Genomic DNA, 24,137 nt, shown 5'->3' with positions numbered 1-24,137 from the left:
CGCCGAGCGCTGCAACCTCGCTTGCAGCTACTGTTAGTACTTCTTCATGGGCGATGATTCCTACAAGGACCGCGATCCAATCATGAAGCCTGGCAAATTCTCAGCCGTCGCTGATTACATCAAGCGTGGCGTCGAGGATCTAGGCATCAGGAATGTAAACATCGTCTTCCACGGCGGGGAGCCCACCCTAATGAGGGATCTCGATTTCAGGGGACTGGTTTCTGCTCTGTATGAGACGTTGGCCCCCATATGCGGGTTGAGTCTTGGCATACAGACAAATGGATATCACCTTACGGCCGAGTGGGAAGATCTGATTTCAGAGTTCAGTATTGCCGTGGGCATTAGTTTTGATGGTCCAGCCGAGTACAACGATAGATTCCGGGTAACCCATAAAGGGAAGGGATCGCATGAGAAGATCGCGCGCACGGTTGGGCGGCTTCACGAGCTGGAGACCGAGCGAAAGATCAGTGCTATCGGCGTACTGAGTGTGCTTGGACGCGACATCCCGATTGAAGAGACATTTGACCACTTTGTTGAGGAGCTCAAGTTCCGTCATATGGGGTTCCTATTGCCGGACAGGAGTCATGATGATCCATTCGTCGATGGAGAGACCCCAGGCGAGTACGGAGATCTGAATTTCGCCCGCATTCCCAGCATATCTACCTGATGACCGTGGTGCCCCGCGACCATGGCCAGACAGGCTGGCCCACATTCAGCGGTTTCTGCCTGCAGGATCAATGGCGTTTCGCGACCCCATCCAAAACGGAGTTCGGTCCGGACGTCCGCTCGCGAATGTCGATCGGGGCGCCTCTGCTCTGCAGATGCGGAGGCATCAGCCATTGGGATTTTCCTCAAGCACACGTCTCTGGATGCCAAAAAGCGGCTCAAACAACCATTCGAAAATCAAATACAACGACTGGCGGTTTTGAGTGCATTGGATTTGAGTCGCCGCGGTTCTGCGCTGGTTCTGGGAAGCATCGCGCGGGCAGATCTGATGGTTGCGGGCAGGCTTCTGGCAGCCCGTCTCAATGGGGAATGTGGCGGGAGCTGAGTGCATGCAACGGTCTCTTTCATCCCGACCCCGGTCAGATGGGCGGCCTCCCTTGAGCGGCCGCCCCCACTAATGACCTCGCCGGCGCGAAAGGGGGCATCGCGCCTTGGCATGAAGCTGGGGAGGCGTTGCGCGCTCCCTAGGAGCTAGCCCGGTACTGGCTCTCGCGCAGTGTCGGGCGAAACAGCGTTCTTTGCCTTCGATTTGGCATTCTTGGAGACGGCGCGGCGTATGCGCTGCTGGGCATCCTTCACCTTCTCTCCGTCCAGGACCTCGCGCTTCAGAATCTCATTGTTGAGAAGCTCGACAACTGCTTCCGACTCGATCTTCAGTTCCGGGAAAAGACGGCGAAGCTCCCGGCGGATGACAGAAACGACCGGCTCACCGAGAACAACCTGCGCAACCGTGAATTTGTTGAGTACGGAGATGTGCTGGTGATACAGGCCCATTGCGTCAGAGGTGATTCCTTCTCTGCAGAGCAGGAACAATTTTCGCTGGTCTTCTTCGTTCTTCAGGTTGACATCTGCTATGCAGAACGATGAGACGAGTTCGTACTCGATGGGTTGGCCGAACTTGATTCTGTAGAGGCGCCATTCCAGAGCGTTGGTGAGCACGATCCACTCGATGCCCTCGTGGGCACCATAGTTGATGGCCTGGCGTAGATGTGTCTCGTTCAGCGAGATTGCTGCTGCTTTCACTTCGATCAGAACTCTGATCTTGCCATCGATTTTTACCGCCAGGTCGCAGAACGTTCCCCTGATCTGCTGCTCGCTAGTCAGTTCGTTGTACTTGTCGTAACCGAAGATGTCGGCAAGCATGTCCTTGACCAGAGTCACCGTATCGGCTTCAGACACATCCTTGGTCTTGTGGGAAATGGCGACCGAGACCAGCGACCTTACCGTTGTGGGCCACCTGTCCGAGACCTTCTTTGGAATCTTCAGCACATCCATGCTCCTTCCCGTTGTCGTCTGCGGATACTGATGCTTTGACCAGTCCCGCGCAATGGATTGCAAGGGGCCTGGGTACATCTGCTGCCGCCCAGGATGATCCTGCACCGATTCAATAGCATCTTGAAGAACGGAGTCTGGAATAGGAGCCGGGCACTGCTTCAGGGGCCCCCGAGGATGACGAGATCGTTCTGACGCCTACGGAATGCATCTGCCTGATGAGGGACGATACGGCTGTGGCCATTAGTCCATTGGGCTTGGTTCGGAGGCAACTCACAGGCCTATTCAAAGCGAATCAAGATGTGAGTCAAAGATCAGGGAGGGGGCATATTTCTTTTAAATTCAATGAGATGGTCGGATTTTGTGAGTGCTGCGCCCACCCCATCCTCAGCGCAACCGCACCTCCGTCTGCTTCCCTTCATCGAATGGCCCTTGATCCAGAAGACAGTCGATGAAGGCGCCCAGCAGGGCGGGTCGATGCTGCCGGCTCGGGTAGTAGAGGAACAGCCCGGGACGCGAGATCGACCAGTCCGACAGGACCCGGACCAGCCGCCCCTGGGCCAGGAGTTCGCCTACGCCGTCCTGCTCGAAGTGATAGGCAATGCCGAGCCCACCCAGCGCAGCAGCAATGCCGACGTCAGCGTGATTGGTGATGACAGGGCCATCGACGGCTACATCGAGCCGATGCCCCTGCTTCTCGAACTCCCAGCGATAGTGCCTGCCATCCATCTCGAGTCGCCAGTTGATGCACGCGTGCTCGTGCAGCTCGGCCGGCGAGGTGGGGGTGCCTCGACGTGAGAGGTAGTCGGGGGATGCCACCGCCATCATCTTCATGTCGGGAGTAAGACGGACGGCCACCATGTCCTTTTCGAGCTGGCCGCCGACGCGGATGCCTGCATCAAAGCGGCCCCGGACGATATCGGCCAGCGCATCGTCGACCACGATGTCGAGCACGACATCAGGATGCGCGCGATGGAAGCGCGCAAGCCGTGGGGCGATGACCGTCCTTGCCGCGATGCCCAGCGTGTTGATGCGAAGCGTGCCGCTCATCCGCCCCGTCGCCTCACCGGCATCTGCCACTGCAGCAGCCATCTCCCGGAACAGCGGGGCGATGCGCCTGTAGAGCAGTTCGCCCGTTGCCGAGGGTGCGACGCTGCGCGTGGTTCGATTCAGAAGGCGGGCGCCGATGCGACCTTCGAGCTGGCGGATCGTCTGGCTCAGCGCCGAAGGCGACAGGCCAAGATGCTCTGCGGCTCGCGCAAAACTCTGACGCTCCACGACGGCAACAAAGGCCCTGAGTTCAGCAAAGTCGGATCCGCGCATTATGTACTCGTTTCTAAAGAGCCCATCCGGATTCTAGGATATTCAATAAATTAGCCTGGGTGAGCATCCTACGGGCCATCCACCCGAGGAGACAGAAACGTGAGCGCCTTGACCCTTCCCGAGCCCATTGCGGCGTACTTCGCGGCAGAGCAGAACCCGGACGCCTTGACGCAGTGCTTCACGGCACACGCGGTGATGAAGGACGACGGACATACCTACGTGGGCATCGATGCCATCAAGGCGTTCATGGCCGAGGCAACGGCCCGGTACCACGCGACGAGTGTGCCGTTTGTCATCGAGCGGCAGGACGACATCCACAGGGTGCAGGCCGACGTCACCGGTGACTTTCCCGGCAGCCCGACGGTTCTGACGTACCGCTTTCGACTGGAGCGTGGCCGGATCGCATCGCTGGAGATCACGGCATGAACTTCGACCTTCAACTGAAGGACCTGAGGGCAGTGGTCACAGGAGGAACGCTGGGACTGGGGGCTGCCGTTGTGAAAACCCTGACGGAGGCCGGAGCGCGCGTGACGACGTCCGCGCGTACTGTTCCCACCCAGACGCGCGAGGGCGTCACCTACGTCGCTGCCGACCTGTCGACCGCGGAAGGCACGGATCACCTTGCGCAGGCCGTCCTCCGGCAGTGGGGAGGTGTGGACATCGTGATCAATGTGCTCGGAGGCTCGAACACGCCCGGTGGTGGCTTCGCTGCCATTAGCGATGCGCACTGGTTCGCCGAGCTGAACCTGAATCTCATGTCGGCGGTGCGCCTGGACCGTGCACTGCTGCCTGCGATGCTGCACCAGGGGTCGGGCGTGGTGATCCATGTCAGCTCGATCCAGCGCGTGCTGCCGCTGCCGGAGTCCACCACTGCGTACGCTGCGGCAAAGGGCGCTCTCACCACGTACAGCAAGTCGCTTGCCAGAGAGGTGACACCCAAGGGAGTGCGCGTACTGAGCGTTGCGCCGGGCTGGATCGAGACCGAGGCGTCCGTGGCGTTCGCGGCGAGGATGGCCGCAGAGGCCGGAACGGATTACGAAGGTGGCAGGAAGATCGTGATGGATTGGCTGGGCGGGATTCCGGTGGGTCGACCTGCCAAGCCACAGGAGGTGGCCGACCTGATCGCTTTCCTGGCCTCCCCGCGCTCTGCGTCGATCGCAGGGACGGAGTATCGGATCGATGGGGGTACGGTCCCCACCGTGTGATGAACGGGCTTGGCGTCGGCCACCCTTATTGGATCGCTGATGCGCTCCGGCTAGCCGACCCGGAGGCTGCCGGCAGCCGCTCGAAGGCAACGATCCGGCGCGAGAGCCATGGCCAGAACATCCGCCTGCGCAACAGCAGGCCGCGCACCTCATCCAGGCTTGCATGGAGCAGGCCGATGCGGTGCGCCAGCTCCTCCAGCGTACTTTCGGGCAGGCGCGCAAAGCCCTCCTGCTCGATATGCCAGTTGTCGGCGTACTCGATCAGCTGCACGCAGCGCATCTCCAGATGGATACGTGCGTGGATCACATCCCAGTCGATCAGCTCGTGCGTTGGAATCTGACGCAGCGAGTTGAGCATGTCCATGCCGCAGGTGCGGTGGTAGCGATACAGCTGTGTGTCGCCGGATCGATCCGTGGCCAGCTTCGCCGCCTGCAGGAACTGGAAGAGGGTGATGCCGCACAGTGTCAGCGAGGTGGTGATGCGGCGCTGGGTCTGCGCGCGGGACATCTGCCAGGGCACATAGATGGCAGCGAAGCCGATCACCACTGCCACCAGCACCTGTGACCAGTCCGCCCATTCGCCGACCGGCAGGCAGGGACGGCCGATGATCCAGGGGCAGAAGGTATCCACCGTGTCGCTCATGCAGGACCTTGCGCGTTGCCGATCTGGAGCACCACGTAATCACAGGCTCGCCGATGCAGGCAAGGCAGGGGCCCGCAACCGGCGCGGTGTCGCGCGCCGGCGCAGATCGCGAAGGCGGGGGCGGGGTGAAAAACGACACGCGGCCACCCCCGTCAGCCACGGATGGACGAGGCTGCCCTCATCCGCGACGCCGGCGACCATCGATGCTGTAGCGGCCGGCGCCGGTGCAGGCCAGCAGAATGAAGCCACCGGCGATGCCCATGTTCTTCAGGAACATGATCTGCTGGGTGGGATCGTTGAACTGGTGATGGAAGATGAAGGCGGTCACCAGGCTGAAGGCGGCCAGGACCGCGGCGACCAGACGGGTCTGGAAGCCCAGCAGGATGCACAGGCCGGTAATGATCTCGAACGCGATGGTCGGCCACAGCAGGATGCCGGGCACGCCCATCGTCTCCATGTAGCTCTGTGTGCCGGCCAGGTTGCCGAGTTTGCCAAGGCCGGAGACCAGGAACAGCAGCATCAGCAGTACGCGTGCAACGAGGATGGCAAGGGGAGGCGATGAGTGGTTCACGTCGATATCTTCAGGCGGAGACAGGCAGGGTAGCCGTGCGCGAGGGCACAGGAGATGGGCCGATCGGACTCCAGAGCCGGTGAAGCCCGCGTTGAGAGCATTCCGCGCACCGGGCTGCGGGGTGGGGTCCTACGGCGCGTTTCACGCTACCCTGCGCGGGTCCGGAGACGAAGGAGGCACAGGATGGCAGACGATGGCGGCATGACGATTCCAGCGAAGATCCTGTACATCGCAGGCGCCGTGGCTGTGCTGGTGAGCCTGCTGGCGTGGTCGGTGGAGTGGAGCGGGCTGGCCTACGTCTGTCCCTATTGCCGTGTGCAGCGCACGGTCATCGGCGTGCTGGGGGTGCTGACCCTGTTCGCGCGGCCCGGCGGCATCGTCGTGCCCTGGCTCTCCTTCTCCGCGGGAGGCTTCGCGTTCGTGGTGGCGGCGATGCAGCACTTCAACGGCTGGAAGCGCATTTCCTCAGGCAGCTTCAGCTTCAACGCGCAGTGGTACATCGACCCGTGGTTGCTGTCGGGATGCGCGATGCTGATCCTGGTCGCGCAGTTGATGCTGGTGCAGGCGGCCTGCCGGCGCAGCGCGCGCTGAAGCCACCGCCGGCGTCTGCCGGCGGCGGCCTCCATTGCATTCCGTGCCTGCGCTAGGCTGGATTCATCAGTGCGAAGAGCGTGTCGTAGGTGCCATCGCGTTCGGCCCAGCGTCGTGCCTGGTCCGGCTCCAGCAGCAGCTCACCCCGCGGGTGGTCCCCGCGCTCGAGCTTCAGCAGAACCTGCTGCACGTACTCCTGCACGGGCATCGCGCGCGGGTCGGTCGCCTGCGCCTCACCCGTCAGTTCGGTCTGCACGTACGGGGGCGACAGTTCAAGCACCTCCACCGGCAGATGGCGAAGCTGATGACGCAGCGATACCAGCCACGAATGCAGGAACGCCTTGCTGGCGCAGTAGGTCGGGAAGCTGGCCAGTGGCAGGAAGGCGAGCGCAGAACCGGTGGCCATCAAGGTGGCGCTGCGTTGTTGTGTCAGCAACGGCAGGAACGTGGCCACGGTGCGGAGCACCCCCAGGATGTTGGTGTCGATGATGGCTTCGGCATCGAAGTCGTCCCAGTGTCCGCTGGCCAGGTTTTCCGGGCGGGAGATGCCCGCGTTGGCGATGAGCACGTTGAGGCCGGGGAAGCGGGCATGGACGATCTCGGCCAGGTCCGCCAGTGATGCAGGATCGCCCAGCTCCAGCGGCAGGGCGACGAGGCCCGGGCGCTGCTCGCCGATCGCCTGCAGCAGTGCCCGGTCGCGGCCGGTGATGATGACCTGGTTGCCGCGGTCGTGGAGCGCCTCGGCCAATGCACGGCCGATGCCGCGGCTGCCGCCGGTGATGAGGATGGTGTTGCCGGTGAGGTTCATGGGAGTGCCTTTCCAGAGGGTCTTGGGAAAGGCCACGGCGTGATGCATCCACTCCCGCAGGAGCGAAGGGCAGGGCAGTACCGTGGCGCCTGTCGCCCGGGTTTCCTCTGCTGAGGCCCTCCCGGCTGTGGGCGCGTTGGATGACGATAACGCCTGCGGCAGCGCCGTTGCGGGGCTGCGGCGCAGACTGTAGGCGCAGCCTGGTGAGGCGTCAACCGTGTCGGCGCATCGGGGTCCCGCCCGATGCAGGGCTACCGGCTCTGGAAGACCGCCCGCTGGGCGGCGAATGCGCGCTGGTAGGCAGGGCGTTCCGTGGCCCGCGCCAGGTAGGCGGCCAGCGTCGGATACCCGCCGATCATGCCGCTGCTTTGAAGACGCAGCAGCACCGCCACCATCATCAGGTCGCCAACGCTGAATTCGTCCTCCAGCCAGGTCCTGTCGCCCAACCATGCCGACAGCTGGGACAGCCGTGCGTGCACGCGCTCGTCCAGCATCACCTGCCGCTGCGCATACCAGGGCTGCTCGCGTTCCAGCAGCCATGCCATGGATCGCTCGACGATGGGCGGCTCGACGGTGTTCAGCGCAGCGAACATCCACATGATCGCGCGCATGCGGGCGCTGTCCCCGGCCGGCAGCAGGCCACGATGGCGCTCGGCCAGGTGCAGCAGGATCGCGCCGGATTCGAACAGCACCCGCTCGCCTTCCTGGTAGGTGGGGATCTGCCCGAAGGGGTGGCGCGCCAGATGGGCCGGCTGCTTCATCTCGGCAAAGGACAGCAGCTGGACGTCATAGGCCACGCCCAGTTCTTCCAGTGCCCAGCGCACGCGCATGTCGCGGGCCAGGCCCTGGCCGCGATCGGGCGAGGTGGCGAAGGCAGTGAGGATCGGGGTCATCGGAGGTGCTCCGGCCGGCGGGAGGCCTGCCTTCCCTGTTTCGACGAACGGCAGGACCGGAAATCGACGGTTGCTCAGCGCTGCGCTCGCCGCGGCGAGGACAGCAGCCCGGCAACCGTCTCGATCCGTGCGGCGCCTGAACGCTCCAGCGTCTGCAGTGCCACTCTCCTGCGTGCTGGCAGCGCCGCGGTGGCATCAGCCACCACGGTTACTTCGAACTCCCGCGCGTTGGCATCCAGCGCGGTCGCCAGCACGCAGGAATCGGTCGCCATGCCGGTGAGCCACAGGTGGCGGACCCCCAGTTTGGCCAGCAGGATCGGCAGGGGAGTGGCGAGGAACGCCGAGTGCTTCGGTTTGAGCACGAAATAGTGGTGAGGGGCCGGCGCCAACATGTCCGCGATGCGCGCGGCACTGCCACCGTCCCGCCTGCACTGCTCCACCTGCTGGCGGAAATCCCGTTGCCAGTCGGAGAAGTTGTCGTTGGCATGGATCACCGGCCAGCGGCGGGCATCGCAATGGTCACGCACCCTGCGGATGCGGGTCGCGGCCCGCTCCGCCAGGGGCGCCAGCGCGCCAGCGTCGGGAAAATCGAAGCGGCTGAACATGTCGATGACCAGCAGTGCGGTCGTGGCATTCCGGCGTGGCATGGCTCAGTCTCCGGTCTGCGCATGCGGCGCCTGCACGGGCTTGGACTGCGGGGAATCCTTCTGCCGCAGGAAGATGGTCAGCACGACCAGGGCCAGTACCGCCAGGAATTCGCTTTGCCAGTTCTGCATGGACTCGAACCAGAACGTGCTGCTGGTCAGATGCTGCAGGAAGGACGGAGGGGGCAGCCCCTGCAACTGCTGTTCCACCTGTTCTGCCTTCCAGCTGCCGACGGCGTGCAGACTGAAGCTGACCAGGAAGAGCAGTCCGAAGGCGATCGCCAGTGAATGTCCATAGAGCGTCTTCCATATACCGCCACGCAGCACCGGCCAGGGTGTCGGGCCGGGCTCGATCCGTGCGTGTTCCTGTGCAGGGTCAAGTGGGCGCGATTCCGCAGAGCCGCGCTGGCGCAGGCTGACGGTGAGCAGCACGTACATGCCCATCTGCAGGAACTCGCTTTCCCAGTTCTCGAAGGTGGCACTGATGAAGTGGCCGCTGGCCAGGTAATGCCACAGATCCAGCGGCGCGCGGCCGTGATGGACCAGCTCCTCGTTGTGCACCTGCAGTCCTGACAGTGCCTGGCCGGCAATGAACAGCACGGTCAGAGCCAGCAGAACCAGTGACAGACCGTTCCGCTTCCACATGCAGCACCTCGCCATGCAGATCCTATGGGGATGCGGTGAGCTTGCGTGGCCGGTCAAGAAACATCCGTGAATCCCGCGCATGCGGTCCGTGAGGCGGACTCAGCGATGGCGCTTTCCGGTGGGGTCCGGATCGAGCCGTTCATAGTCATCCGGGCGCGCCTTGGGGCCATCGCCATCGTCGGGCATGTCGTGCTCCTTCCATCTGGCGTTGTCGTTGCGGCGTTTGTCGGGTGTATGTGCCTTGGCCTGGTCATCGACGTCGACGGTGGGGTTGAACGGCAGCTTGTTGCTCATGGCAGTCTTTCCGTGGATGGTGGATGGAGGCTGCAGCGTGCGCGCGTGAGGGTTAACGCAATGGCGCAGTCGAATGAACATCCCGCACACCGTGCGGTCACTCTGCCCGCAGGGGGAGGGCTGCGATCCTGCAGGTCCGTTCCCTAGGAGAAGCACCATGCAGGCACTGACCTATCACGGCCGCAGGGATGTGCGCGTCGAGACAGTTCCCGATCCGGTGCTGGCGCAGGATGACGATCTCATCCTGCGCGTGACCGCGACAGCCATCTGTGGCTCGGACCTGCACCTGTATCGCGGCAAGATCCCGGACCTGCATGATGGCGATGTGCTCGGCCATGAATTCATGGGCATCGTGGAAGAGGTCGGCAGCGCCGTCACCCAGGTGCGCGCCGGTGACCGCGTGGTGATCCCGTTCGTGATTGCCTGCGGTGAGTGCTTCCATTGCCGCCTGGCCGAGTATGCCGCCTGCGAGACCACCAATCCCGGCAAGGGGGCGGCGCTCAACCAGAAAGGCCTGCTGCCTCCTGCAGCGCTGTTCGGCTACAGCCACCTGTACGGGGGCGTGGCCGGGGGGCAGGCTGAATTTGTCCGCGTGCCCAAGGCCAACATCGGCCCGCTGCGGATTCCGGACGGTGTGGCGGACGAGCAGGTCCTGTTCCTGTCCGACATCCTGCCCACCGGCTACCAGGCTGCACTCAACGCGGGCATCAGGCCGGGCTCGACCGTGGCCATCTTCGGAGCGGGTCCAGTCGGCCTGATGAGCGCAGCATGCTGCCGCCTGCTGGGTGCGGAAACCATCTTCATGGTCGACCATCTGTCCTACCGGCTGGACTATGCACGGGATGCCTACGGCGTCATTCCGATCGATTTCAGGGACATTCCGGATCCTGCCGATTACATCCTCAGCCAGACCAGTGGCCGGGGCGTGGATGCCTGCATCGAGGCCGTCGGATTCGAGGCCGAAGGCAGTGCACTGGAAACAGCGCTGACCACCGTCAAGCTGGAAGGCAGCAGTGGCGTGGCGATCCGGCAGTGCATCGCGGCCGCGCGAAGAGGCGGCGTGATCAGTATTCCCGGCGTCTATGCCGGTTTCATCCACGGCTTCCTGCTCGGCGATGCTTTTGACAAGGGCCTGACCTTCAAGATGGGACAGACGCATGTGCAGGGCCTGATGCCGGAACTGCTGGATGCCATCATGGAGGGCCGCCTCGACCCGGGCGACATCATCTCCCACCGCATGCGGCTGGCCGACGCCGCACAGGGCTACGCAATGTTCGATGCCAAGGACGATGACTGCCGCAAGATCGTGCTTACGCCGTGAGAGCAGCATGAGCGCCTCGGCCATGATGGTCCTGTACGTGCTGTGGCTTGCCGCAGGCACGCTGGACTTCCATTTTCATCGCCGCACCGATCTGCCCCACACCTCGGGCCTGCGCGAGAGCACGCTGCATGGGGTGCAGCTGGGGCTTGTGGGGACTGGTGTGCTGGCCTGGTTGCTGCTGGCCGATACGCGGGCGCTGGCGGTGTTGCTTGCCGTGCTGGCGGCCGCCCATGCGATCGCGGGGTATCTCGATACCGCCAGCGCGGATGGCCGGCGACGCATCAGTCCGGCCGAGCAGCATGTGCACAGCGTGCTGGATGTGGCACCGTGGCTGTTCGTGCTTTGGGTGGCCCATCACGCTGAACCGGCGTGGGCACTGCAATGGCGCCCGGCGCCGGCGCAGGACTGGGTGCTCACGCTGCTGCCGGCGATGGTGGTTGCGCTGTCATGGCTGTGGGAACTGCGGCACTGCCTGCGCGCAGACCGGTCTCTTTCGCGATGACCGCGTTGCGGCCGCCGACACGAGTATGAATGCAGCGGAGTGTGACCGGGTCACGGTACGTGTACACAGGCGCTGAACGGGAAGCACGATAGGCTCGATGTTTGTGGGAGCAGGAGCCGGATTGTGCCGAACAGAGCCATCGTCTACATCAGTGAAGCCAGTGAGGGTTTCACGGCCGGGAAGCTGGAATCCCTGATGGCCGACGCCGCGCGTTTCAATCGAGGCGCGGGTGTAACCGGTGTGCTGCTGTTTGATGGGCAGCGGTTCCTGCAGTACATGGAAGGCCCACCGGATGGACTGGAGGTGGCCTACTCACGGGTGACGGGTGCCAGCAGCCATGGTGGCATCATCGAGTTGGCCCACGGTCGAGTCGGTCAGCGCCGGTTGCCGTTCTGGCCAATGCGATGCCTGCATACAGAGTCTGACATCCTGCGGGACATCGCCCGGGCGGACTGGACCAGCTTCATCCTGCGCGCTGCCGACGGTCACGAGGATGCAACGGCGATGGAGCGGCTGCTTGCCCTGGTCGAGCCCTACGCCCGCGCGGCCTGAGCCGCCCTCGGCGGAGCGCGCTTCGCTGCTGCACGGTCTGGTTCAGCGCTGGCCTCCCGCCGCCGTATCGCTGCAGAGCGTCTGACGGACAGCGCGTTGCAGGCCCTCGATGTGGAACGGCTTGGCGACGAAGGGGGCACGCCGGTGGCGCGCAGGTACCAGCTGGTCGTACACCGCAGAGACGAACAGGTAGGGAATCTTCAGTTCGGCCAGGCGGTCGGCTACCGGAAACACCACGCCATCGCGCAGTTCCACATCCAGTACCGCGCCATCGAACCGTTGACGGTCCAGCAGGCCGAGGGCATCAAACACGCTGTAGGCATGGGTGACGTGGTCGCCACTGTCCTCAAGTGCCTGTTCCATCAGTGCCGCCAGATCGAACTGGTCCTCCACCAGAAGCAGATTGCAGGGAGGCTGGCCGGTCGTGCGAGGCATGAGGTGGGTCTATAGAGCCGTGGGAACGACAGTGTCCGCCGCAGGCCATCAAGGCGATGCGGAGATGATGTGGTGTCGACGCGAAGCCGCGCGGGCCGTGCAGGCGGCGTGCACGGAGGGGCCGGCAACGTTGACGATGCGTTGGCGATCACTGTGGATACTGCCGCCGTCCCCGCACGAGGAGTCGCCCAATGAACGCTTCCGGACCCCTGTCTGCGCCCCAGGTGCTGCGCGTGGAAAGCATGCCGCTCGCCTGCGGTGGGACGGCAGTCGTCGTCGAACTTGACGGGGTGCCCTCCCGCGCCTGGATGAAGTCGCTGAAGCGGGCACTGCTGTTGGCAGACGGTCTCGACGGCGCGCAGGCCAAGTTCGATGGCCGCTTCGTCTACGTGGTGGGCGTGGAGGCCGCGCAGCGCCGAGCGGAGCATCGGGTCATGCAGGTGCTGTCTGCCGCGGAGGGTCGCTCGGCCGGTGCTGCGCGCACGTACCCGATGCCGCCTGCGGCTCCCTCATCCGTGCTGCAGGCCTGAGCGCGGATCGGCGGCAACGGGCAGCACGACGCAAGAGTGTTAGCGCGGCATCGGCGTCATGTGGACGCGCCATTGGAAATCGCTCACCCATGACCACATGCGGCTGATCGACATGCCTTCAGCATGATCCTCGGTGGCATGTTGCCCCGCACCGGAGTGTCGTGATGTCCGAGAAGACTACGGCTCGCAGCGAGCGCCTGCTGAAGTGGCTGCAGGACGCGTACGCGATGGAGCAGGAAGCCGAGACCATGATGAAGGCCATGGCCTCGCGTATCGAGAACTATCCCGCGCTGGCTGCGCGTATCGCCCAGCACGTGCAGGAGACCCAGCAGCAGGCTGCATCGCTGCGCCAGTGCATTGAATCACTGGGTGGCAGCGTGCCCACGGCCAAGGGCGTGTTCGCCAGCCTGACGGCCGCCATCCACGCGGCCGGAAACAGCCTGATGGAGGATGAGGTCGTGAAGGGTCTCGGTCTGTCCTTTGGTTTCGAGAATACCGAGATCGCCACGTACCGCGCCCTGATCATCGCCGCCGAACGTGCCGGCGCTGCCGACATCGCTGCCGTGTGCGGGCAGATCCTGCAGGAGGAGGTTGCCATGGCGCGCTGGCTGGAAGATCACCAGGACGGCCTGGTCGGTGCCTTCCTCAACCGCGACGAGACCCCGGGCGCTGAAGCCAAGCGCTAGGACTCGGCGTGCCCGCTACTGGAGATTGCCATGTTTTTCCACCACAAGAAATTGATGTACACCGTACGCGTGCGTGCGTCGAACCCGCAGCTGGCCACGCTGATGCTGGAGCAGTTCGGCGGCCCGCAGGGCGAGCTGGCGGCGGCCATGCGCTACTTCACCCAGGGGCTGGCGGAGTGTGATCCCGGGCGCAAGGATCTGCTGATGGACATTGCCACGGAAGAGATCAGCCACCTGGAAATCATCGGCACCATCATCGCGCTGTTGAACCGCGGGCCCAAGGCGATACAGTCCGAGGCGCTGGCAGAGGCCGAGGACATGCGGCTGCTGGGGCAGAACAGCACCAGCCACACAGAGCAGATCCTCTACGGTGCCGGTCCTGCGCTGGTGAACTCCAGCGGGGTGCCGTGGACTGCCGCCTACATCGATACGATCGGTGACCCCAGTGCCGACCTGCGCTCCAACATTGCCGCCGAGGCCCGCGCCAAACTGGTCTATGAGCGCCTGATCAACGTCACCGACGATCCCGGCATCAAGGACGCACTGCGCTTCCTGATGACCCGCGAGGTGGCACATATGAAGTCATTCGAGAAGGCGCTGCACAGCATCCAGCCCAACTTCCCGCCCGGCAAGCTGCCCGGTGACCCGGCCTACACGGATCTGTACGTGGACCTGTCGCAGGGCGAAGGATCGGAGGGATTGCAGGGGAGCTGGAACAGCGGCGAGCTCTGGGAGCGCGTCGACGACCGCGATGCGCAGATGGCCCTGGATGGCGGCGACGGCAGCGCCTCGGTGGAACTGGACACACGTGAACAGGCTGCCGTGCAGGCGATGACGGTGCGCACGATGTCTGATCCAGAGGCGAGGCCGGCGACCGGTGCCGAGCTGGGTGCCGGTCCTGGCTCGGGTGCGCTGGATCTTCCGGCGCGCGAGCCATGATGCAGCGATGGGCGCGGCACCCTGTAACGGATACATGGCCGACAGAACGTACACAGCGAGGCCGCCGCCGCTTCACCCCCTGATCGCCATAAACGGTTCTCCGGAGGGAGACGAGTGACCATGAACGACCCGCGCCCACGCACCAGCCTGTGGCTGGAGATGATGCAGAGCCATCCCTGTCCGCCGGCACAGGGCGACCTGCGCACGCAGGTGCTGGTGGTGGGCGCGGGGATGACGGGCCTGCTGACTGCAGCCCGGCTTGCCGATTGCGGGTTGGACGTCGTGGTGGTGGACGCGGGACGCATTGCTTCGCGTAATACGGGTCTGTCGACGGGCAATCTGTATGCACCGGTTTCGAACATGGCGGATCTGGTCGCGCGCTGGGGAGGCGATGTCGTGTCCCGCGTGGTGCAGTGGCGCGCCCAGGCGATCCGTGCGATCGAACTGCTGGTCAGACGATACGACTTGCGTTGCGGTTTCGACCGGGTCCCGATGCAGTACGGAGTCCAGGGCCGGGACCGGCAGGCGACACTGCAGTTCGAGAGGGAGCTGCAGGCGTACACCTGCGCCGGCCTGCCGTGCCGGCATCGGCAGCACGGACTTCCGTTCACGCTGGGCCACGCCTTCACGCTCGAGGGGCAGGCGCAGTTCGACCCGGCTGCGTTCTGCGCTGGACTTGCCATGCGATTGTCAGGCCGCGTCCGGATCCATGAGCACACCGCGTTGACCGCGCTCGATCCCGAGGCGGGTATCGCCAGCACACGGCATGGCTCGATCCGCGCCGACCATTTCGTACTCGCTACCCACTCACCTGCGGGCTTCAATCTCGTACAGGCAGAGATGGAGTGCTATCGCGAATACGCGGTGGCCGCGCCCGTCTCCGGGCCGCCCGCCGCCGGTATTCACTGGATTGCGGACCGGCACCGCTCACTGCGGCGTGCGACCGGGCCGGACGGCGCGCCCTGGCTGGTGATGGTGGGTGAATCGCACCGCGTCGGAGAGACCCCCGCCACAGATCCCTGCGCAGCCCTCGAGGCGGATCTGCAGCACCATTTCGCTGTGTCAGGCCCATCCGTGAGCTGGTCGGCGCAGCAGTTCCGGCCGGCAGACCGGCTGCCCTTCATCGGCAACAGTGCCCACGACAACGTCTGGATAGCCTCCGGTTACGGTGCTGATGGCCTGACCTGGGCGGGTGTGGCGGCGCATGCCATCTGCGAGGGCATCCAGGGTGTGCAGACCGATGCGGCGCGATTGTTCAGTCCCATGCGGTTCACACCGCTGCGTTCGATTGCCGGATGGGCCCGCTGCAACGCGACCGTCGCCAAGCATATGATCGCGGACCGGATGCGGGCGACACACATGCGCACGGCGAACATCGCGCCAGGTGAGGGCGTGGTCGTCCAGGTGGGCGGCGATCATCTGGCCGTGCATCGCGACGACGCGGGCGATGTGCATGTGATGTCAGCGGTATGCCCGCATCTGAAGTGCCTGGTGCAGTGGAATGGGCTGGAGCGCAGCTGGGACTGCCCTTGTCACGGAAGCCGCTTCAGCGCGACCGGCGCATTGCTGGAAGGTCCGGCCCGGACGGGACTGGAGCCGCGCCGCTGATGTGAAGATGGGCGGGAACGTTGCCCGCCCATCCGCTGTTGCATCCGGTCACGACCGATCAGCGCTGCTGGCCGCCACGGTTATTGCCGCCGCGTTGCTGCTGTTGCTGTTGCTGACCGTCGCCCCGGTTTCCGCCGCCGCGGCTCGCCTGCCCGCCCTCGCGACCGATGTCGGCCATGTGCTGACGATCCTGGCTTACGGATTCGCCGCCCTTGCGGCCGGCTTCACGGGCTTCCTCCGGGCTGAACTCGTGTGCGTTGCCCGACTCATGCGCAGCGCGTCCGCCCTTGGCAGCGATGTCACGCTGCTTGTCCTCGTCCATCGAAGCGAAGCCTCGGTTGCTGTTGCCCTGGTTCTGATTCTGGTTGGCCATGGAATGTCTCCAGTGTTGAGCCGTCGTATTGACGGCACCGACCATCATCCACATCCGCCGCTAGCCGGCAGTGCTTCATGCGGCAACACGATGTCGTCCGCGCTTGCCGTATTCCTCATGCCATCACCACGAGCGCACAGCCGGCCCCGCACTTGAACGCGGCTTGCACGCCGGAATCACCGCACCTTCGGTAGCAAGGACTAAGGTAGAGACCCCTGCAATCACCGGTGCCCCCATGCCTCTGCGTGCCATTGCCTATGCGAGCGAAGCCGTTGCCTCATTGAGCGCGGAACGGCTGCGCGGTCTCGTCAACGACGCGGTGGCATTCAATGAAGCAGCGGACATCACCGGCGTGCTTCTGTTCGATGGTCATCGCTTCCTTCAGTATCTGGAGGGGCCACAGCAGGGCGTGGACGCCGCGTGGCGGCGCATCCTCGACAGCAGCAGCCATCACAGTGTGGTCGAGCTCAACCGCGGTCGTATCGGTCGCCGCCAGTTCTCGCACTGGCGGATGGGTTGGCTGCAGGTGGAGCACACGGCACTCGGCAGGGTGGCCCTGTCTGACTGGACCGGGTTCGTGCGCAGCACGGCCAGCGGAATTCCGACCAGCGCGCTGGACAGGCTGCAGCTGTTGACGGCGCCTCTCCTGCGAGCCGATCAGGGCGGACCGATGATGCAGGCTGCGCTTGCTGGTGGGAGCGGGTCATGAGCGCTGGGGTGGAACCGCACCCTGCCGGAACGCGGATACGCATCGGTTGCGCAGGATGGTCCCTGTCGGCGGCGGATCGCTCCAGTTTCGGTGGAGGTGATAGTCTGCTGCAGCGCTACGCCACGCGCCTTTCTCTGGTCGAGATCAACTCCTCGTTCTATCGCCCGCACCTGCCCCAGACCTATCGGCGCTGGGCCGCTTCCGTTCCGGACGATTTCCGCTTCACGGTGAAGATGCCGCGTTCCATCTCGCACGAGCAGCGGCTGCGCGGTGCCGGCCCGCTGCTCGACCCGTTCCTGGCTGCGGTGGAAGAACTCGGCAGCCGGTTGGGTGCGCTGCTGTTGCAGTTGCCTCCCAGCCTGGCGTACGAGCCGCAGCACGTCGAACCGTTTCTGCACGATCTGCGTCGGCGCACGCGCAGGCAGGTGGCGTGCGAGCCTCGACATCCGTCCTGGTTCAGTGCCGAGGTGGATGCGCTGCTGGCGGTCCATGACATCGCGCGCGTGGCGGCGGACCCGGCGCGGGTCGCGCAGGCGGGCGAGCCGGGCGGGGCCCGCGGCTGGAGCTATTGGCGATGGCACGGCCAGCCGGATATCTATCGCAGCGCTTATGACGAGACCACACTGGCACGGCTGGCCGGGCTGCTCAGGGACCGCGCGCGTGCCGGCCATTGCGCCTGGATGATCCTGGACAACACGGCGCAGGGCCATGCGGTCAGCAATGCACTGCGATTGCAGGCACTGCTCGGAGAACACGGCCATGCCTGAAGGCCCTTCCATCGTGCTGCTGCGCGAGGCCGCCGAGATGTTCACCGGCCAGATACTGCGACATGTCGGGGGCAACAGCCGGATTGACCTGTCCATGCTTGCAGGGCAGCGCGTGCGATCCGTGCGTAGTTGGGGGAAGCACTTCCTGCTGGAGTTCGGCACGCATACCTTGCGGATTCATCTGATGCTGTTCGGCAGCTGGCGTATCGATGAGCGCAAGCCTTCGCCTCCGCGCGTATCGCTGAGGTTCGATGCCGGCGAACTGAACCTCTATGCCTGTTCGGTCAAACTCATCGACGGCCCGTTGGAAGAAGCCTACGACTGGCGCACCGATGTGATGAGCGATGCGTGGGACCCCCGGCTCGCGCGCCGCCGCCTGAAAGCGATGGCTGACGTCCTGGTGTGCGACGCACTGCTGGACCAGAACGTTTTTGCCGGCGTTGGCAACATCATCAAGAACGAAGTGCTGTTCCGGATCGGCGTACACCCGGCCACGCGTGTGGGTGACCTGCCGCCGCGCAGGCTGGGATCACTGATCCGCGAAGCCAGGACCTACAGCTACGAGTTCCTGGAATGGAAGCGTCGCCACGAGCTCAAGAGGCACTGGCAGGTGCATGCCAAACGCAGCTGTCCGCGATGTGGCGGCCCCGTCAGCAAGCAGTATCTGGGCAGAACCCGGCGACGCAGCTTTTTCTGTCCCCGCGATCAGGTCCTGTTCGGCGATCCCGGGCCGCCCGGTATCCGCCAGCGGTGATCAACAGGGGGGAGGGAGGGGGGCCTGCCTCTGGCGATGCCGCGCCAACACCTGCCCAAGCAGAGCCGTCGCCAACAGAAGCAGATTGGTCACCACGAAGACGCTGCTGCCCAGCATCAGGCTGTAGAGGGTGAACAGCGCCGAGGCCACCATCTGGCCTGCGAACAACCATCGTGACAGTGTCTCGGGATGTGGCGAACGCCACTGCTTGACCATCTGCCTGAGCAAGGTGGCGACCAGCACAAGGGTCGCCATCCAGCCGATGATATCCGGATGCATCGGGATCTCCTGTTGCCGCCGCCGTCCCTGGCGGCGTATCGCAGTGGAACTCAGGCGGCCTGTGCTGCCTTGGCGTTGCCGCCCCCCTTGGCCAGTAGGGTCAACTTCTCGTCGGTCGACTTTTCTTCGGCCAGTGTTTCCAGCAGCAGGGGGAGCGCGTCCTTGTAGCCCAGCTGCTTGGCCAGCGCGGCGATGGTGCCGTACGACGCGATCTCGTAGTGCTCGACTTTCTGGGCGCCACCGATCAGTGCGGCATCACGCACCGGTCCCTTGTCGATGCTGTCGATGACTTCCTTGCCTTCCTCCACCAGCCCTTCCATCGCTGCACACTTGATGCGCTTGAGACGGATGCCCAGCGTCTCGACCACCTGGTCGATCCGCTCGATCTGGCCCTGGGTTTCCTCCAGATGGGTTTCGAAGGCGGCGGCGAGATCCGGATTCTCGGCCGCACGGGCAAGGCGGGGCAGGGCTTTGGTCAGCTGCTTCTCGGCGCTGTAGATGTCCGAAAGTTCGTGGATGAACAGGTCTTCGGCAGTCTTGATGGCCATGTGCGGCTCCAGTCGGGAAGGAACGATGACCGTAGCGGGCCCGGCGTTGATGCCCGGCGTACATGCGGTGAGCGCGATATCGCTGTCCACCGGCATGGTCCATGCAGGGCCCTCACATGTGCACGCGCGATGCACATGGCGTGCACGTGCCGACGCTGGCGTATGCATCAGGCTGCCAGCGTCCGCATCGACAGGAGAAAACACGATGAACACGCCAGGAAAACCGACGCCGAGCTGGCGACAAGGGAAGGTGCTGCTGGGAGTGCTGGCCGCCGTGCTGGTGATTACCGGGATCATCCTTTTCGTGCCCTGGTAGCGGCGGTCAGGCCGCGTTGAGCGACGTGATGCATGCATCAAACGACGCTCACCCCAGGGCCACAGCCCTTTGGCCAAGGTAGTGATGCAGGCAACGCACACCGTTGTCCGTTCCCAACGAATCTGAACTTCAGGAGCAGAACATGAGCACCCAGTCCACCATCGAACATCGTCTCAACGACCTGATCGAGATCGCACGCGACGGCAAGTCGTTCTACGAAGAGGCGGCCACGAAGGTGAAGGACGCCGAGCTGGCGGCACTGTTCACCCGCATTGCCGGCGTCAAGGGCCGCATCGTGTCCGCGCTCAGTGGCGCGGTTGCGGCCACCGGTGGCAAGCCCGCCGAACACGGCACCCTGGTCGGCTCGATGCAGCAGTTCTACGGCAAGGTGCGCGCAGCGTTCGGCGACACCAACTATGGCTACGTGGCCGAGCTGGAAGAATCGGAAGACCGCCTGTTGGCAGCTTTCAAGGACGCGCTGAAGGATGAGGGGCTGCCGCCGGCGGTACGCCAGGAAGTGACCCAGCTGCTGCCGGAAGTGCAGGAATGCCACAACGTGATGCGTGCGCGGAAGCACGCGATGAAGGCAGCCTGATCGCCCGGGCTGCATTCTCCGGAGAAAAAAAGGGGCGGCCCCAGGCCGCCCCAATGCTCTTCAGCAGGTAAGTTGAACGTGGATCAGAAGCGCACGGACCAGCGCGCCGTGGCGCCATGGTCACGGCTCTCGCTGCCGAACTGGCCGCTGTAGCCCAGCTCCAGCGACTGCCGCGGGGTCAGCCACGCGGACAGCCCCAGCTCGGCCACGACAGCGCTGTCGGCGATCGGCGCTCCGCTGACGGCGAACGCGCCGCCACCGTTGGCGAAGGCGAGGTTGGCCACCTGGCTGCGGTCGCCGGAGGCCCGGCGATAACCCACCGCGCCACGCAGGTGCAGCCAGCTGTCCTGCTGGAAGGATGCCTTCAGACCCTTGTCGAAGCGCAGCCCAGCGGTCGCCACGGTAGTACGGGTGTCTTCCACTTCGCCCTGCAGTGCGGCGGCGCCGCCCCGCTCGTTGATGCGCTTCAGGTCCACTTCGACGCGGGCAACCTGCAGGTAGGGCTCCAGGCCGCCTTCATCAGAGCCGAAACGGTAGCCGGCTTCGAGGAAAGCCTGGCGGGTACGCGCGTCATAACGGCCGGTGAGCGTGTCGCTGAATCCTGCGAACGCCAGCTCGCGGGTGCTCTCTGCCTCGTGCTTGCTCCAGGCCACGCCACCGCGCAGACCGAAGCCGCCCCAGCTGTGGCTGGCGTAGGCACCGACGTGGGTGTTGTCGATCTTCGACTTGGCACGGCGGTCGCGTTGCTTGACGTCGGTACGGCCGGTGCCGGCCAGCACGCCGGCCTGCCAGCCATCGAACTCGCGGTCGATACCGACCAGCAGGCCGTTGCTGTTGGCGTCGGTGCGCGCGGTTTCGACATCGCCATCGAGCTTGCCGTTGCCGCCGATCGCCTGTACCCACGCACCGGTCGCGTCGCCGGTGCTGCCCGGCGACGCATTGCCCGCACGCCGCGACAAGGCTGCATCACGCACGTAGCGGCTGCTCTCGACCAGCACCAGCGGCGTGGCGGCATGCAGCTCACCGCTCAGGCCGTCCAGCGCGGCGCCGACCTGGGCGGGGAACAGCTGGGTCAGCGGCCGGGGCAGCCCCTGGTTGATCGCCAGGCCATCGGCTACGCCAGCGACGGCGCGCTGGTTGCGCGTGGTGGCCGCGGTGGCCAGCAGCGCACCCCGGGCCACGTCGATGCGCGCACCATTGGCGCTGTAGGCCAGGCTGAACTGCAGGAACGGCGAGAATGCACTGAAGTCGGTACGGGCGAACTGACCGTTGATGCCACCGTCGGCGCGCAGGATGTTGAACTGCTCACCCAGGTAGTACACGCCCGGTTCGGGCAGCGCGACCAGCGTGCCGTCCAGCGTGGCGGTGCCGGTGACGTGCAGCTGGTCGCTGCGGCCTCCCGGCGCCAGTTCAGACGCGAACACACCGGTAGCGCCCTGCACGTAGTCACCGTTGACGGTCAGCGTGCCGATCGAATTGCCCGGCGCGATGATGCCGTCGACCCGGGTGGTGCCCAGGGTGCCGACACCCTTCAGCAGGCCATTGGCGCCTACGGTGGTATTACCGCCGGTCTGCGTACCGTTGAAGGAGATCACGCCGCCATCGACCACCAGGTTGCTGTGGTCCAGCACGCCGCCGGCGCTGACCGTGCTGACGCCGCCGGTGGTGTTCAGGGCGGTGGAGACCAGCGAGCCGTTGAGCAGGAACTGGCCGCCCTTCACCTCCACTGCCGAGGTGAGCGTGTTGGCGCCATTCAATTCCAGGACGCCATCGTTCACCACCGCACCGTTGAAGCTGTTGTCGCCGCTCAGGCGCAGCCAGCCGATGCCGGACTTGGTCAGCTTGCCGGGGCCACCGATGTCGTTGGTCCAGTCATCCCAGGCCTCGCCTTCCCAGACCTTCAGGCCACCGGCCTTCTGGTTCATCACCACATCGGTGTCCACGCGCAGCGAGCCGAAGCCTTCGATGGCCTTGCGCAGGTCGACCATGCCCCAGCCGTAGATCTCATCGATGCCCGGATCGCCCAGATCGCGGGCGGTCGTCAGCAGCACGTCGCGGACCTGTGCGCTGTCCAGGTAGGGGAAGCGCTCAAACAGCAGCCCGAGGGCGCCGGTGATGTGCGGCGCCGCCATCGAGGTGCCCGTCTTCAGGCCGTAGGTGTACTCGGTGTTCTCGCTGTCGATGATCAGCCGCAGGTACTCGCTGGTTTCCTCGATGCGCCCCTGGATCTCACCGGAGACGATGGTGCTGGCGATGTCGGTGCCCGGGGCGGAGATGCACCAGTTGGCGGCGGCACCGCAGATGCTGGAGCTGTCGTCGAGCACATAGTCGGTTTCGCCATCGTCGGCGACCGGCTGGCGCACGTTGGCCACGGCCAGCCAGTAGGGTTCGATCTCCGGCTTCCAGCGCGGCAGGGCCGCAGTGATGCCCGCGACGGCTCCGCTGCCGTTGCCGGCCGACCACACCTGGATCAGGGTCGACCCGGGGGCAGCGTCGCTGCCTGCGTAGATGCTGCCGTAGACGTCGTAATCCGCGCCAATCGCGGCGTACTGGCGGTCGAGCGCCGCGGCACTCATGTTGCGGGTCGAGATGCCCCAACTGTGGTTGATGGCGCGCACGCCCTGCGCCTGGACCTGCGCATACATGTCCAGTACGGCGTCGTCGTCCGGGTCGGTGCGGTACACCGCGCGGGGGCGATAGAAACCATCCGGATCCAGGCGCCACTCATAGTAGGTGTCACCGAACACGCGCGCTGCCGTCAGGTCGGCACCGAAGGCCACGCCATGCATGCCGGTGCCGTCGCGGTTGGCGCCGATGGTGCCCAGCACGTGGGTGCCATGATCGGCGTAGCTGAAGCCGTAGGGCAGGCCGGCCGCGATCAGGCGACCGGCGAGCGCCGCCGGCACCCCGGCACCGAGGCCGTAATAGTTGTAGCCGGGTTGTTCGCCGCGGGTCTGCGAGCAGGCCCCTTCGCCGGCGACGATCCCCGCCGTCGCGCAGTCCGGGCCGATGGTGATGCTGGTGGTGTTGCGGCCGGCGAATTCCGGGTGGGCCAGCGCCGAGCCGGAATCGAACAGCGCCAGGCGTACACCCTGGCCGGTCAGGCCGCGGGCATAGGCATGGTCGGCCCCCATCGCGGCCAGGCCCCAGTCGGCATTGAACTCGTCGCTGTGCCAACTGGCGGCGTCGCCCGCTTTGCCCAGGACCGGGGTGGACGTGGCCTGCGCCGAAGCACCAACGGTTGCGTCCGTCTGTGCATGGCCCGGCTGGGCCCACGCCGCCTGCAGCTGGCGCTGCTGCTGCCAGGCATCGAGTGAATCGGAGGCCATCGCCGGCAGGGCGGCTGCCAGTAGCAGGGAGCTGGCCACCGCGAGTGCCAGCGGGCGTTGCAAGGGGGAACGGGAGCGGGACGAACGGCCATGCAGCGGGTGATTCATCAGGCAAACTTCCTTGATTGACGGTCTACCCAGCCGCTAACTGTCCTGGATGCGTTTCACCCCCAGCGATGTGACGGGAATTTTGTTAACGCGTTAATGTTTCGTGACGAAAGCCACACTTTTCGCACCCTGCCGCATCAGTCTGTACACGCGTCCCTGAAGATTGACGGT

Annotated in this window: 31 protein-coding genes; 15 read left to right on the top strand and 16 right to left on the bottom strand. The window is 65.0% G+C overall.

Annotated features, from left to right (window positions below; all coding sequences use genetic code 11):
- Positions 1 to 46: 46 nt before the first annotated feature.
- A complete protein-coding gene (locus tag ACZK08_RS17310) occupies positions 47 to 667 on the top strand; it encodes a radical SAM protein (RefSeq protein ID WP_065181597.1) in 621 nt (206 codons plus the stop codon).
- On the opposite strand, the gene ACZK08_RS17305 is transcribed toward ACZK08_RS17310, so the two are convergent.
- The 4 genes from ACZK08_RS17305 to ACZK08_RS17290 all read right to left on the bottom strand — a co-directional run bounded on the left by ACZK08_RS17305 (position 583) and on the right by ACZK08_RS17290 (position 3,321).
- Positions 583 to 840 (bottom strand): cysteine peptidase family C39 domain-containing protein, encoded by a 258-nt coding sequence (locus ACZK08_RS17305; protein ID WP_081279701.1) that lies wholly within the window; start codon positions 838 to 840, stop codon positions 583 to 585. The genes ACZK08_RS17310 and ACZK08_RS17305 overlap by 85 nt on opposite strands.
- On the bottom strand, positions 833 to 1,057 hold the full coding sequence (locus ACZK08_RS17300) for a hypothetical protein (protein ID WP_459040672.1): 225 nt from the start codon (positions 1,055 to 1,057) through the stop codon (positions 833 to 835). Before ACZK08_RS17300 ends, ACZK08_RS17305 begins: the two co-directional genes overlap by 8 nt.
- A 140-nt stretch (positions 1,058 to 1,197) precedes the next feature.
- The gene (locus ACZK08_RS17295) at positions 1,198 to 2,001 is read right to left on the bottom strand and encodes a type I restriction enzyme HsdR N-terminal domain-containing protein (RefSeq protein WP_196768732.1); all 804 of its coding nucleotides are present in this window, start codon (positions 1,999 to 2,001) and stop codon (positions 1,198 to 1,200) included.
- A gap of 384 nt (positions 2,002 to 2,385) precedes the next feature.
- Positions 2,386 to 3,321: a LysR family transcriptional regulator gene (locus ACZK08_RS17290; protein WP_065181598.1), complete on the bottom strand. Its 936-nt coding sequence runs from the start codon at positions 3,319 to 3,321 to the stop codon at positions 2,386 to 2,388.
- A gap of 99 nt (positions 3,322 to 3,420) precedes the next feature.
- Between ACZK08_RS17290 and ACZK08_RS17285 the strand changes: the two genes are divergently transcribed.
- Both ACZK08_RS17285 and ACZK08_RS17280 read left to right on the top strand, forming a co-directional pair.
- Positions 3,421 to 3,747 carry a nuclear transport factor 2 family protein gene (locus ACZK08_RS17285; RefSeq protein WP_065181599.1) on the top strand — a complete coding sequence of 109 codons (327 nt, stop codon included), beginning with the start codon at positions 3,421 to 3,423 and terminating at the stop codon, positions 3,745 to 3,747.
- On the top strand, positions 3,744 to 4,526 hold the full coding sequence (locus tag ACZK08_RS17280; RefSeq protein WP_065181600.1) for an SDR family oxidoreductase: 783 nt from the start codon (positions 3,744 to 3,746) through the stop codon (positions 4,524 to 4,526). Before ACZK08_RS17285 ends, ACZK08_RS17280 begins: the two co-directional genes overlap by 4 nt.
- A 25-nt stretch (positions 4,527 to 4,551) precedes the next feature.
- Here the strand turns inward: ACZK08_RS17280 and ACZK08_RS17275 are convergent, their stop codons facing one another.
- Together ACZK08_RS17275 and ACZK08_RS17270 are read right to left on the bottom strand one after the other, a co-directional pair.
- Positions 4,552 to 5,169, bottom strand: coding sequence for a hypothetical protein (locus tag ACZK08_RS17275; protein ID WP_155761013.1), 618 nt, complete (start codon positions 5,167 to 5,169; stop codon positions 4,552 to 4,554).
- A 178-nt stretch (positions 5,170 to 5,347) separates the two neighbouring features.
- Positions 5,348 to 5,689 (bottom strand): DoxX family protein, encoded by a 342-nt coding sequence (locus ACZK08_RS17270; RefSeq protein WP_219631776.1) that lies wholly within the window; start codon positions 5,687 to 5,689, stop codon positions 5,348 to 5,350.
- A 234-nt stretch (positions 5,690 to 5,923) separates the two neighbouring features.
- Between ACZK08_RS17270 and ACZK08_RS17265 the strand changes: the two genes are divergently transcribed.
- Entirely contained in the window at positions 5,924 to 6,331 is a 408-nt protein-coding gene (locus ACZK08_RS17265) for a hypothetical protein (protein ID WP_065181602.1), read from the top strand.
- Between the two features lie 52 nt (positions 6,332 to 6,383).
- Here the strand turns inward: ACZK08_RS17265 and ACZK08_RS17260 are convergent, their stop codons facing one another.
- From ACZK08_RS17260 to ACZK08_RS17240, 5 genes are all read right to left on the bottom strand, one after another.
- A complete protein-coding gene (locus tag ACZK08_RS17260) occupies positions 6,384 to 7,139 on the bottom strand; it encodes an SDR family oxidoreductase (protein WP_065181603.1) in 756 nt (251 codons plus the stop codon).
- 251 nt (positions 7,140 to 7,390) lie between these two features.
- Positions 7,391 to 8,032, bottom strand: coding sequence for a glutathione S-transferase family protein (locus tag ACZK08_RS17255; protein ID WP_065181604.1), 642 nt, complete (start codon positions 8,030 to 8,032; stop codon positions 7,391 to 7,393).
- Between the two features lie 74 nt (positions 8,033 to 8,106).
- The gene (locus ACZK08_RS17250; protein WP_065174468.1) at positions 8,107 to 8,679 is read right to left on the bottom strand and encodes a cysteine hydrolase family protein; all 573 of its coding nucleotides are present in this window, start codon (positions 8,677 to 8,679) and stop codon (positions 8,107 to 8,109) included.
- Between the two features lie 3 nt (positions 8,680 to 8,682).
- Positions 8,683 to 9,321 (bottom strand): DUF6766 family protein, encoded by a 639-nt coding sequence (locus ACZK08_RS17245; protein ID WP_053517150.1) that lies wholly within the window; start codon positions 9,319 to 9,321, stop codon positions 8,683 to 8,685.
- Positions 9,322 to 9,420: 99 nt separating this feature from the next.
- Positions 9,421 to 9,615 (bottom strand): hypothetical protein, encoded by a 195-nt coding sequence (locus ACZK08_RS17240; RefSeq protein ID WP_053517152.1) that lies wholly within the window; start codon positions 9,613 to 9,615, stop codon positions 9,421 to 9,423.
- A 157-nt stretch (positions 9,616 to 9,772) separates the two neighbouring features.
- On the opposite strand from ACZK08_RS17240, the gene ACZK08_RS17235 reads away from it, so the two are divergent.
- The 3 genes from ACZK08_RS17235 (at position 9,773) to ACZK08_RS17225 (ending at position 11,990) form a co-directional block, all read left to right on the top strand.
- On the top strand, positions 9,773 to 10,936 hold the full coding sequence (locus ACZK08_RS17235; protein WP_065174470.1) for a zinc-dependent alcohol dehydrogenase: 1,164 nt from the start codon (positions 9,773 to 9,775) through the stop codon (positions 10,934 to 10,936).
- Positions 10,937 to 10,943: 7 nt separating this feature from the next.
- Positions 10,944 to 11,438, top strand: a complete 495-nt coding sequence (locus tag ACZK08_RS17230) for a hypothetical protein (RefSeq protein ID WP_065181605.1) — start codon at positions 10,944 to 10,946, stop codon at positions 11,436 to 11,438.
- Positions 11,439 to 11,561: 123 nt separating this feature from the next.
- Positions 11,562 to 11,990 (top strand): BLUF domain-containing protein, encoded by a 429-nt coding sequence (locus ACZK08_RS17225; RefSeq protein WP_065181606.1) that lies wholly within the window; start codon positions 11,562 to 11,564, stop codon positions 11,988 to 11,990.
- Between the two features lie 42 nt (positions 11,991 to 12,032).
- Here the strand turns inward: ACZK08_RS17225 and ACZK08_RS17220 are convergent, their stop codons facing one another.
- The gene (locus ACZK08_RS17220; protein WP_053517160.1) at positions 12,033 to 12,425 is read right to left on the bottom strand and encodes a response regulator; all 393 of its coding nucleotides are present in this window, start codon (positions 12,423 to 12,425) and stop codon (positions 12,033 to 12,035) included.
- 191 nt (positions 12,426 to 12,616) lie between these two features.
- On the opposite strand from ACZK08_RS17220, the gene ACZK08_RS17215 reads away from it, so the two are divergent.
- From ACZK08_RS17215 to ACZK08_RS17200, 4 genes are all read left to right on the top strand, one after another.
- The gene (locus ACZK08_RS17215) at positions 12,617 to 12,955 is read left to right on the top strand and encodes a hypothetical protein (RefSeq protein ID WP_231107744.1); all 339 of its coding nucleotides are present in this window, start codon (positions 12,617 to 12,619) and stop codon (positions 12,953 to 12,955) included.
- Between the two features lie 164 nt (positions 12,956 to 13,119).
- Positions 13,120 to 13,641 (top strand): ferritin-like domain-containing protein, encoded by a 522-nt coding sequence (locus ACZK08_RS17210; protein ID WP_053517162.1) that lies wholly within the window; start codon positions 13,120 to 13,122, stop codon positions 13,639 to 13,641.
- Positions 13,642 to 13,671: 30 nt separating this feature from the next.
- On the top strand, positions 13,672 to 14,580 hold the full coding sequence (locus ACZK08_RS17205; RefSeq protein ID WP_053517164.1) for a manganese catalase family protein: 909 nt from the start codon (positions 13,672 to 13,674) through the stop codon (positions 14,578 to 14,580).
- A gap of 120 nt (positions 14,581 to 14,700) precedes the next feature.
- Positions 14,701 to 16,188 (top strand): FAD-dependent oxidoreductase, encoded by a 1,488-nt coding sequence (locus ACZK08_RS17200; RefSeq protein WP_065181633.1) that lies wholly within the window; start codon positions 14,701 to 14,703, stop codon positions 16,186 to 16,188.
- Positions 16,189 to 16,246: 58 nt separating this feature from the next.
- Here ACZK08_RS17200 and ACZK08_RS17195 read toward each other — a convergent pair whose 3' ends face one another.
- Entirely contained in the window at positions 16,247 to 16,561 is a 315-nt protein-coding gene (locus ACZK08_RS17195; RefSeq protein ID WP_053517166.1) for a KGG domain-containing protein, read from the bottom strand.
- Positions 16,562 to 16,796: 235 nt separating this feature from the next.
- On the opposite strand from ACZK08_RS17195, the gene ACZK08_RS17190 reads away from it, so the two are divergent.
- Genes ACZK08_RS17190 through ACZK08_RS17180 form a run of 3 tightly spaced genes read left to right on the top strand, consistent with a single transcriptional unit; the run spans position 16,797 to position 18,791 of the window.
- A complete protein-coding gene (locus ACZK08_RS17190; RefSeq protein WP_065181608.1) occupies positions 16,797 to 17,270 on the top strand; it encodes a BLUF domain-containing protein in 474 nt (157 codons plus the stop codon).
- Complete coding sequence (locus tag ACZK08_RS17185) at positions 17,267 to 18,037, top strand: DUF72 domain-containing protein (protein WP_065181609.1); 771 nt, start codon at positions 17,267 to 17,269, stop codon at positions 18,035 to 18,037. The genes ACZK08_RS17190 and ACZK08_RS17185 overlap by 4 nt, the downstream gene beginning before the upstream one ends.
- The gene (locus ACZK08_RS17180) at positions 18,030 to 18,791 is read left to right on the top strand and encodes a DNA-formamidopyrimidine glycosylase family protein (RefSeq protein WP_065181610.1); all 762 of its coding nucleotides are present in this window, start codon (positions 18,030 to 18,032) and stop codon (positions 18,789 to 18,791) included. The genes ACZK08_RS17185 and ACZK08_RS17180 overlap by 8 nt, the downstream gene beginning before the upstream one ends.
- Here ACZK08_RS17180 and ACZK08_RS17175 read toward each other — a convergent pair whose 3' ends face one another.
- Both ACZK08_RS17175 and ACZK08_RS17170 read right to left on the bottom strand, forming a co-directional pair.
- Entirely contained in the window at positions 18,792 to 19,070 is a 279-nt protein-coding gene (locus ACZK08_RS17175; RefSeq protein ID WP_053517173.1) for a hypothetical protein, read from the bottom strand.
- A gap of 50 nt (positions 19,071 to 19,120) precedes the next feature.
- A complete protein-coding gene (locus tag ACZK08_RS17170) occupies positions 19,121 to 19,618 on the bottom strand; it encodes a YciE/YciF ferroxidase family protein (protein WP_065181611.1) in 498 nt (165 codons plus the stop codon).
- Between the two features lie 458 nt (positions 19,619 to 20,076).
- On the opposite strand from ACZK08_RS17170, the gene ACZK08_RS17165 reads away from it, so the two are divergent.
- Positions 20,077 to 20,529, top strand: coding sequence for a PA2169 family four-helix-bundle protein (locus tag ACZK08_RS17165; protein ID WP_053517176.1), 453 nt, complete (start codon positions 20,077 to 20,079; stop codon positions 20,527 to 20,529).
- A gap of 83 nt (positions 20,530 to 20,612) precedes the next feature.
- Here ACZK08_RS17165 and ACZK08_RS17160 read toward each other — a convergent pair whose 3' ends face one another.
- Positions 20,613 to 23,966: an autotransporter domain-containing protein gene (locus tag ACZK08_RS17160; protein WP_065181612.1), complete on the bottom strand. Its 3,354-nt coding sequence runs from the start codon at positions 23,964 to 23,966 to the stop codon at positions 20,613 to 20,615.
- Between the last annotated feature and the right edge of the window lie 171 nt (positions 23,967 to 24,137).

The organism is Stenotrophomonas sp. 112478_Sma, assembly GCF_056479905.1.
The sequence above is the reverse complement of the archived record's forward strand: the minus strand, read 5'-3'. Positions and strand labels throughout refer to the sequence as shown.

What these genes read in the sequence shown, in the direction of transcription:
- ACZK08_RS17310 (WP_065181597.1), top strand. Translation starts at nt 47, where the DNA reads ATGGGCGATGATTCCTACAAGGACCGCGATCCAATCATGAAGCCTGGC.
- ACZK08_RS17305 (WP_081279701.1), bottom strand. Translation starts at nt 840, where the DNA reads ATGGCTGATGCCTCCGCATCTGCAGAGCAGAGGCGCCCCGATCGACAT.
- ACZK08_RS17300 (WP_459040672.1), bottom strand. Translation starts at nt 1,057, where the DNA reads ATGCACTCAGCTCCCGCCACATTCCCCATTGAGACGGGCTGCCAGAAG.
- ACZK08_RS17295 (WP_196768732.1), bottom strand. Translation starts at nt 2,001, where the DNA reads ATGGATGTGCTGAAGATTCCAAAGAAGGTCTCGGACAGGTGGCCCACA.
- ACZK08_RS17290 (WP_065181598.1), bottom strand. Translation starts at nt 3,321, where the DNA reads ATGCGCGGATCCGACTTTGCTGAACTCAGGGCCTTTGTTGCCGTCGTG.
- ACZK08_RS17280 (WP_065181600.1), top strand. Translation starts at nt 3,744, where the DNA reads ATGAACTTCGACCTTCAACTGAAGGACCTGAGGGCAGTGGTCACAGGA.
- ACZK08_RS17275 (WP_155761013.1), bottom strand. Translation starts at nt 5,169, where the DNA reads ATGAGCGACACGGTGGATACCTTCTGCCCCTGGATCATCGGCCGTCCC.
- ACZK08_RS17270 (WP_219631776.1), bottom strand. Translation starts at nt 5,689, where the DNA reads ATGCTGCTGTTCCTGGTCTCCGGCCTTGGCAAACTCGGCAACCTGGCC.
- ACZK08_RS17265 (WP_065181602.1), top strand. Translation starts at nt 5,924, where the DNA reads ATGGCAGACGATGGCGGCATGACGATTCCAGCGAAGATCCTGTACATC.
- ACZK08_RS17260 (WP_065181603.1), bottom strand. Translation starts at nt 7,139, where the DNA reads ATGAACCTCACCGGCAACACCATCCTCATCACCGGCGGCAGCCGCGGC.
- ACZK08_RS17255 (WP_065181604.1), bottom strand. Translation starts at nt 8,032, where the DNA reads ATGACCCCGATCCTCACTGCCTTCGCCACCTCGCCCGATCGCGGCCAG.
- ACZK08_RS17250 (WP_065174468.1), bottom strand. Translation starts at nt 8,679, where the DNA reads ATGCCACGCCGGAATGCCACGACCGCACTGCTGGTCATCGACATGTTC.
- ACZK08_RS17245 (WP_053517150.1), bottom strand. Translation starts at nt 9,321, where the DNA reads ATGTGGAAGCGGAACGGTCTGTCACTGGTTCTGCTGGCTCTGACCGTG.
- ACZK08_RS17240 (WP_053517152.1), bottom strand. Translation starts at nt 9,615, where the DNA reads ATGAGCAACAAGCTGCCGTTCAACCCCACCGTCGACGTCGATGACCAG.
- ACZK08_RS17235 (WP_065174470.1), top strand. Translation starts at nt 9,773, where the DNA reads ATGCAGGCACTGACCTATCACGGCCGCAGGGATGTGCGCGTCGAGACA.
- ACZK08_RS17230 (WP_065181605.1), top strand. Translation starts at nt 10,944, where the DNA reads ATGAGCGCCTCGGCCATGATGGTCCTGTACGTGCTGTGGCTTGCCGCA.
- ACZK08_RS17220 (WP_053517160.1), bottom strand. Translation starts at nt 12,425, where the DNA reads ATGCCTCGCACGACCGGCCAGCCTCCCTGCAATCTGCTTCTGGTGGAG.
- ACZK08_RS17215 (WP_231107744.1), top strand. Translation starts at nt 12,617, where the DNA reads ATGAACGCTTCCGGACCCCTGTCTGCGCCCCAGGTGCTGCGCGTGGAA.
- ACZK08_RS17210 (WP_053517162.1), top strand. Translation starts at nt 13,120, where the DNA reads ATGTCCGAGAAGACTACGGCTCGCAGCGAGCGCCTGCTGAAGTGGCTG.
- ACZK08_RS17205 (WP_053517164.1), top strand. Translation starts at nt 13,672, where the DNA reads ATGTTTTTCCACCACAAGAAATTGATGTACACCGTACGCGTGCGTGCG.
- ACZK08_RS17200 (WP_065181633.1), top strand. Translation starts at nt 14,701, where the DNA reads ATGAACGACCCGCGCCCACGCACCAGCCTGTGGCTGGAGATGATGCAG.
- ACZK08_RS17195 (WP_053517166.1), bottom strand. Translation starts at nt 16,561, where the DNA reads ATGGCCAACCAGAATCAGAACCAGGGCAACAGCAACCGAGGCTTCGCT.
- ACZK08_RS17190 (WP_065181608.1), top strand. Translation starts at nt 16,797, where the DNA reads ATGCCTCTGCGTGCCATTGCCTATGCGAGCGAAGCCGTTGCCTCATTG.
- ACZK08_RS17185 (WP_065181609.1), top strand. Translation starts at nt 17,267, where the DNA reads ATGAGCGCTGGGGTGGAACCGCACCCTGCCGGAACGCGGATACGCATC.
- ACZK08_RS17180 (WP_065181610.1), top strand. Translation starts at nt 18,030, where the DNA reads ATGCCTGAAGGCCCTTCCATCGTGCTGCTGCGCGAGGCCGCCGAGATG.
- ACZK08_RS17175 (WP_053517173.1), bottom strand. Translation starts at nt 19,070, where the DNA reads ATGCATCCGGATATCATCGGCTGGATGGCGACCCTTGTGCTGGTCGCC.
- ACZK08_RS17170 (WP_065181611.1), bottom strand. Translation starts at nt 19,618, where the DNA reads ATGGCCATCAAGACTGCCGAAGACCTGTTCATCCACGAACTTTCGGAC.
- ACZK08_RS17165 (WP_053517176.1), top strand. Translation starts at nt 20,077, where the DNA reads ATGAGCACCCAGTCCACCATCGAACATCGTCTCAACGACCTGATCGAG.
- ACZK08_RS17160 (WP_065181612.1), bottom strand. Translation starts at nt 23,966, where the DNA reads ATGAATCACCCGCTGCATGGCCGTTCGTCCCGCTCCCGTTCCCCCTTG.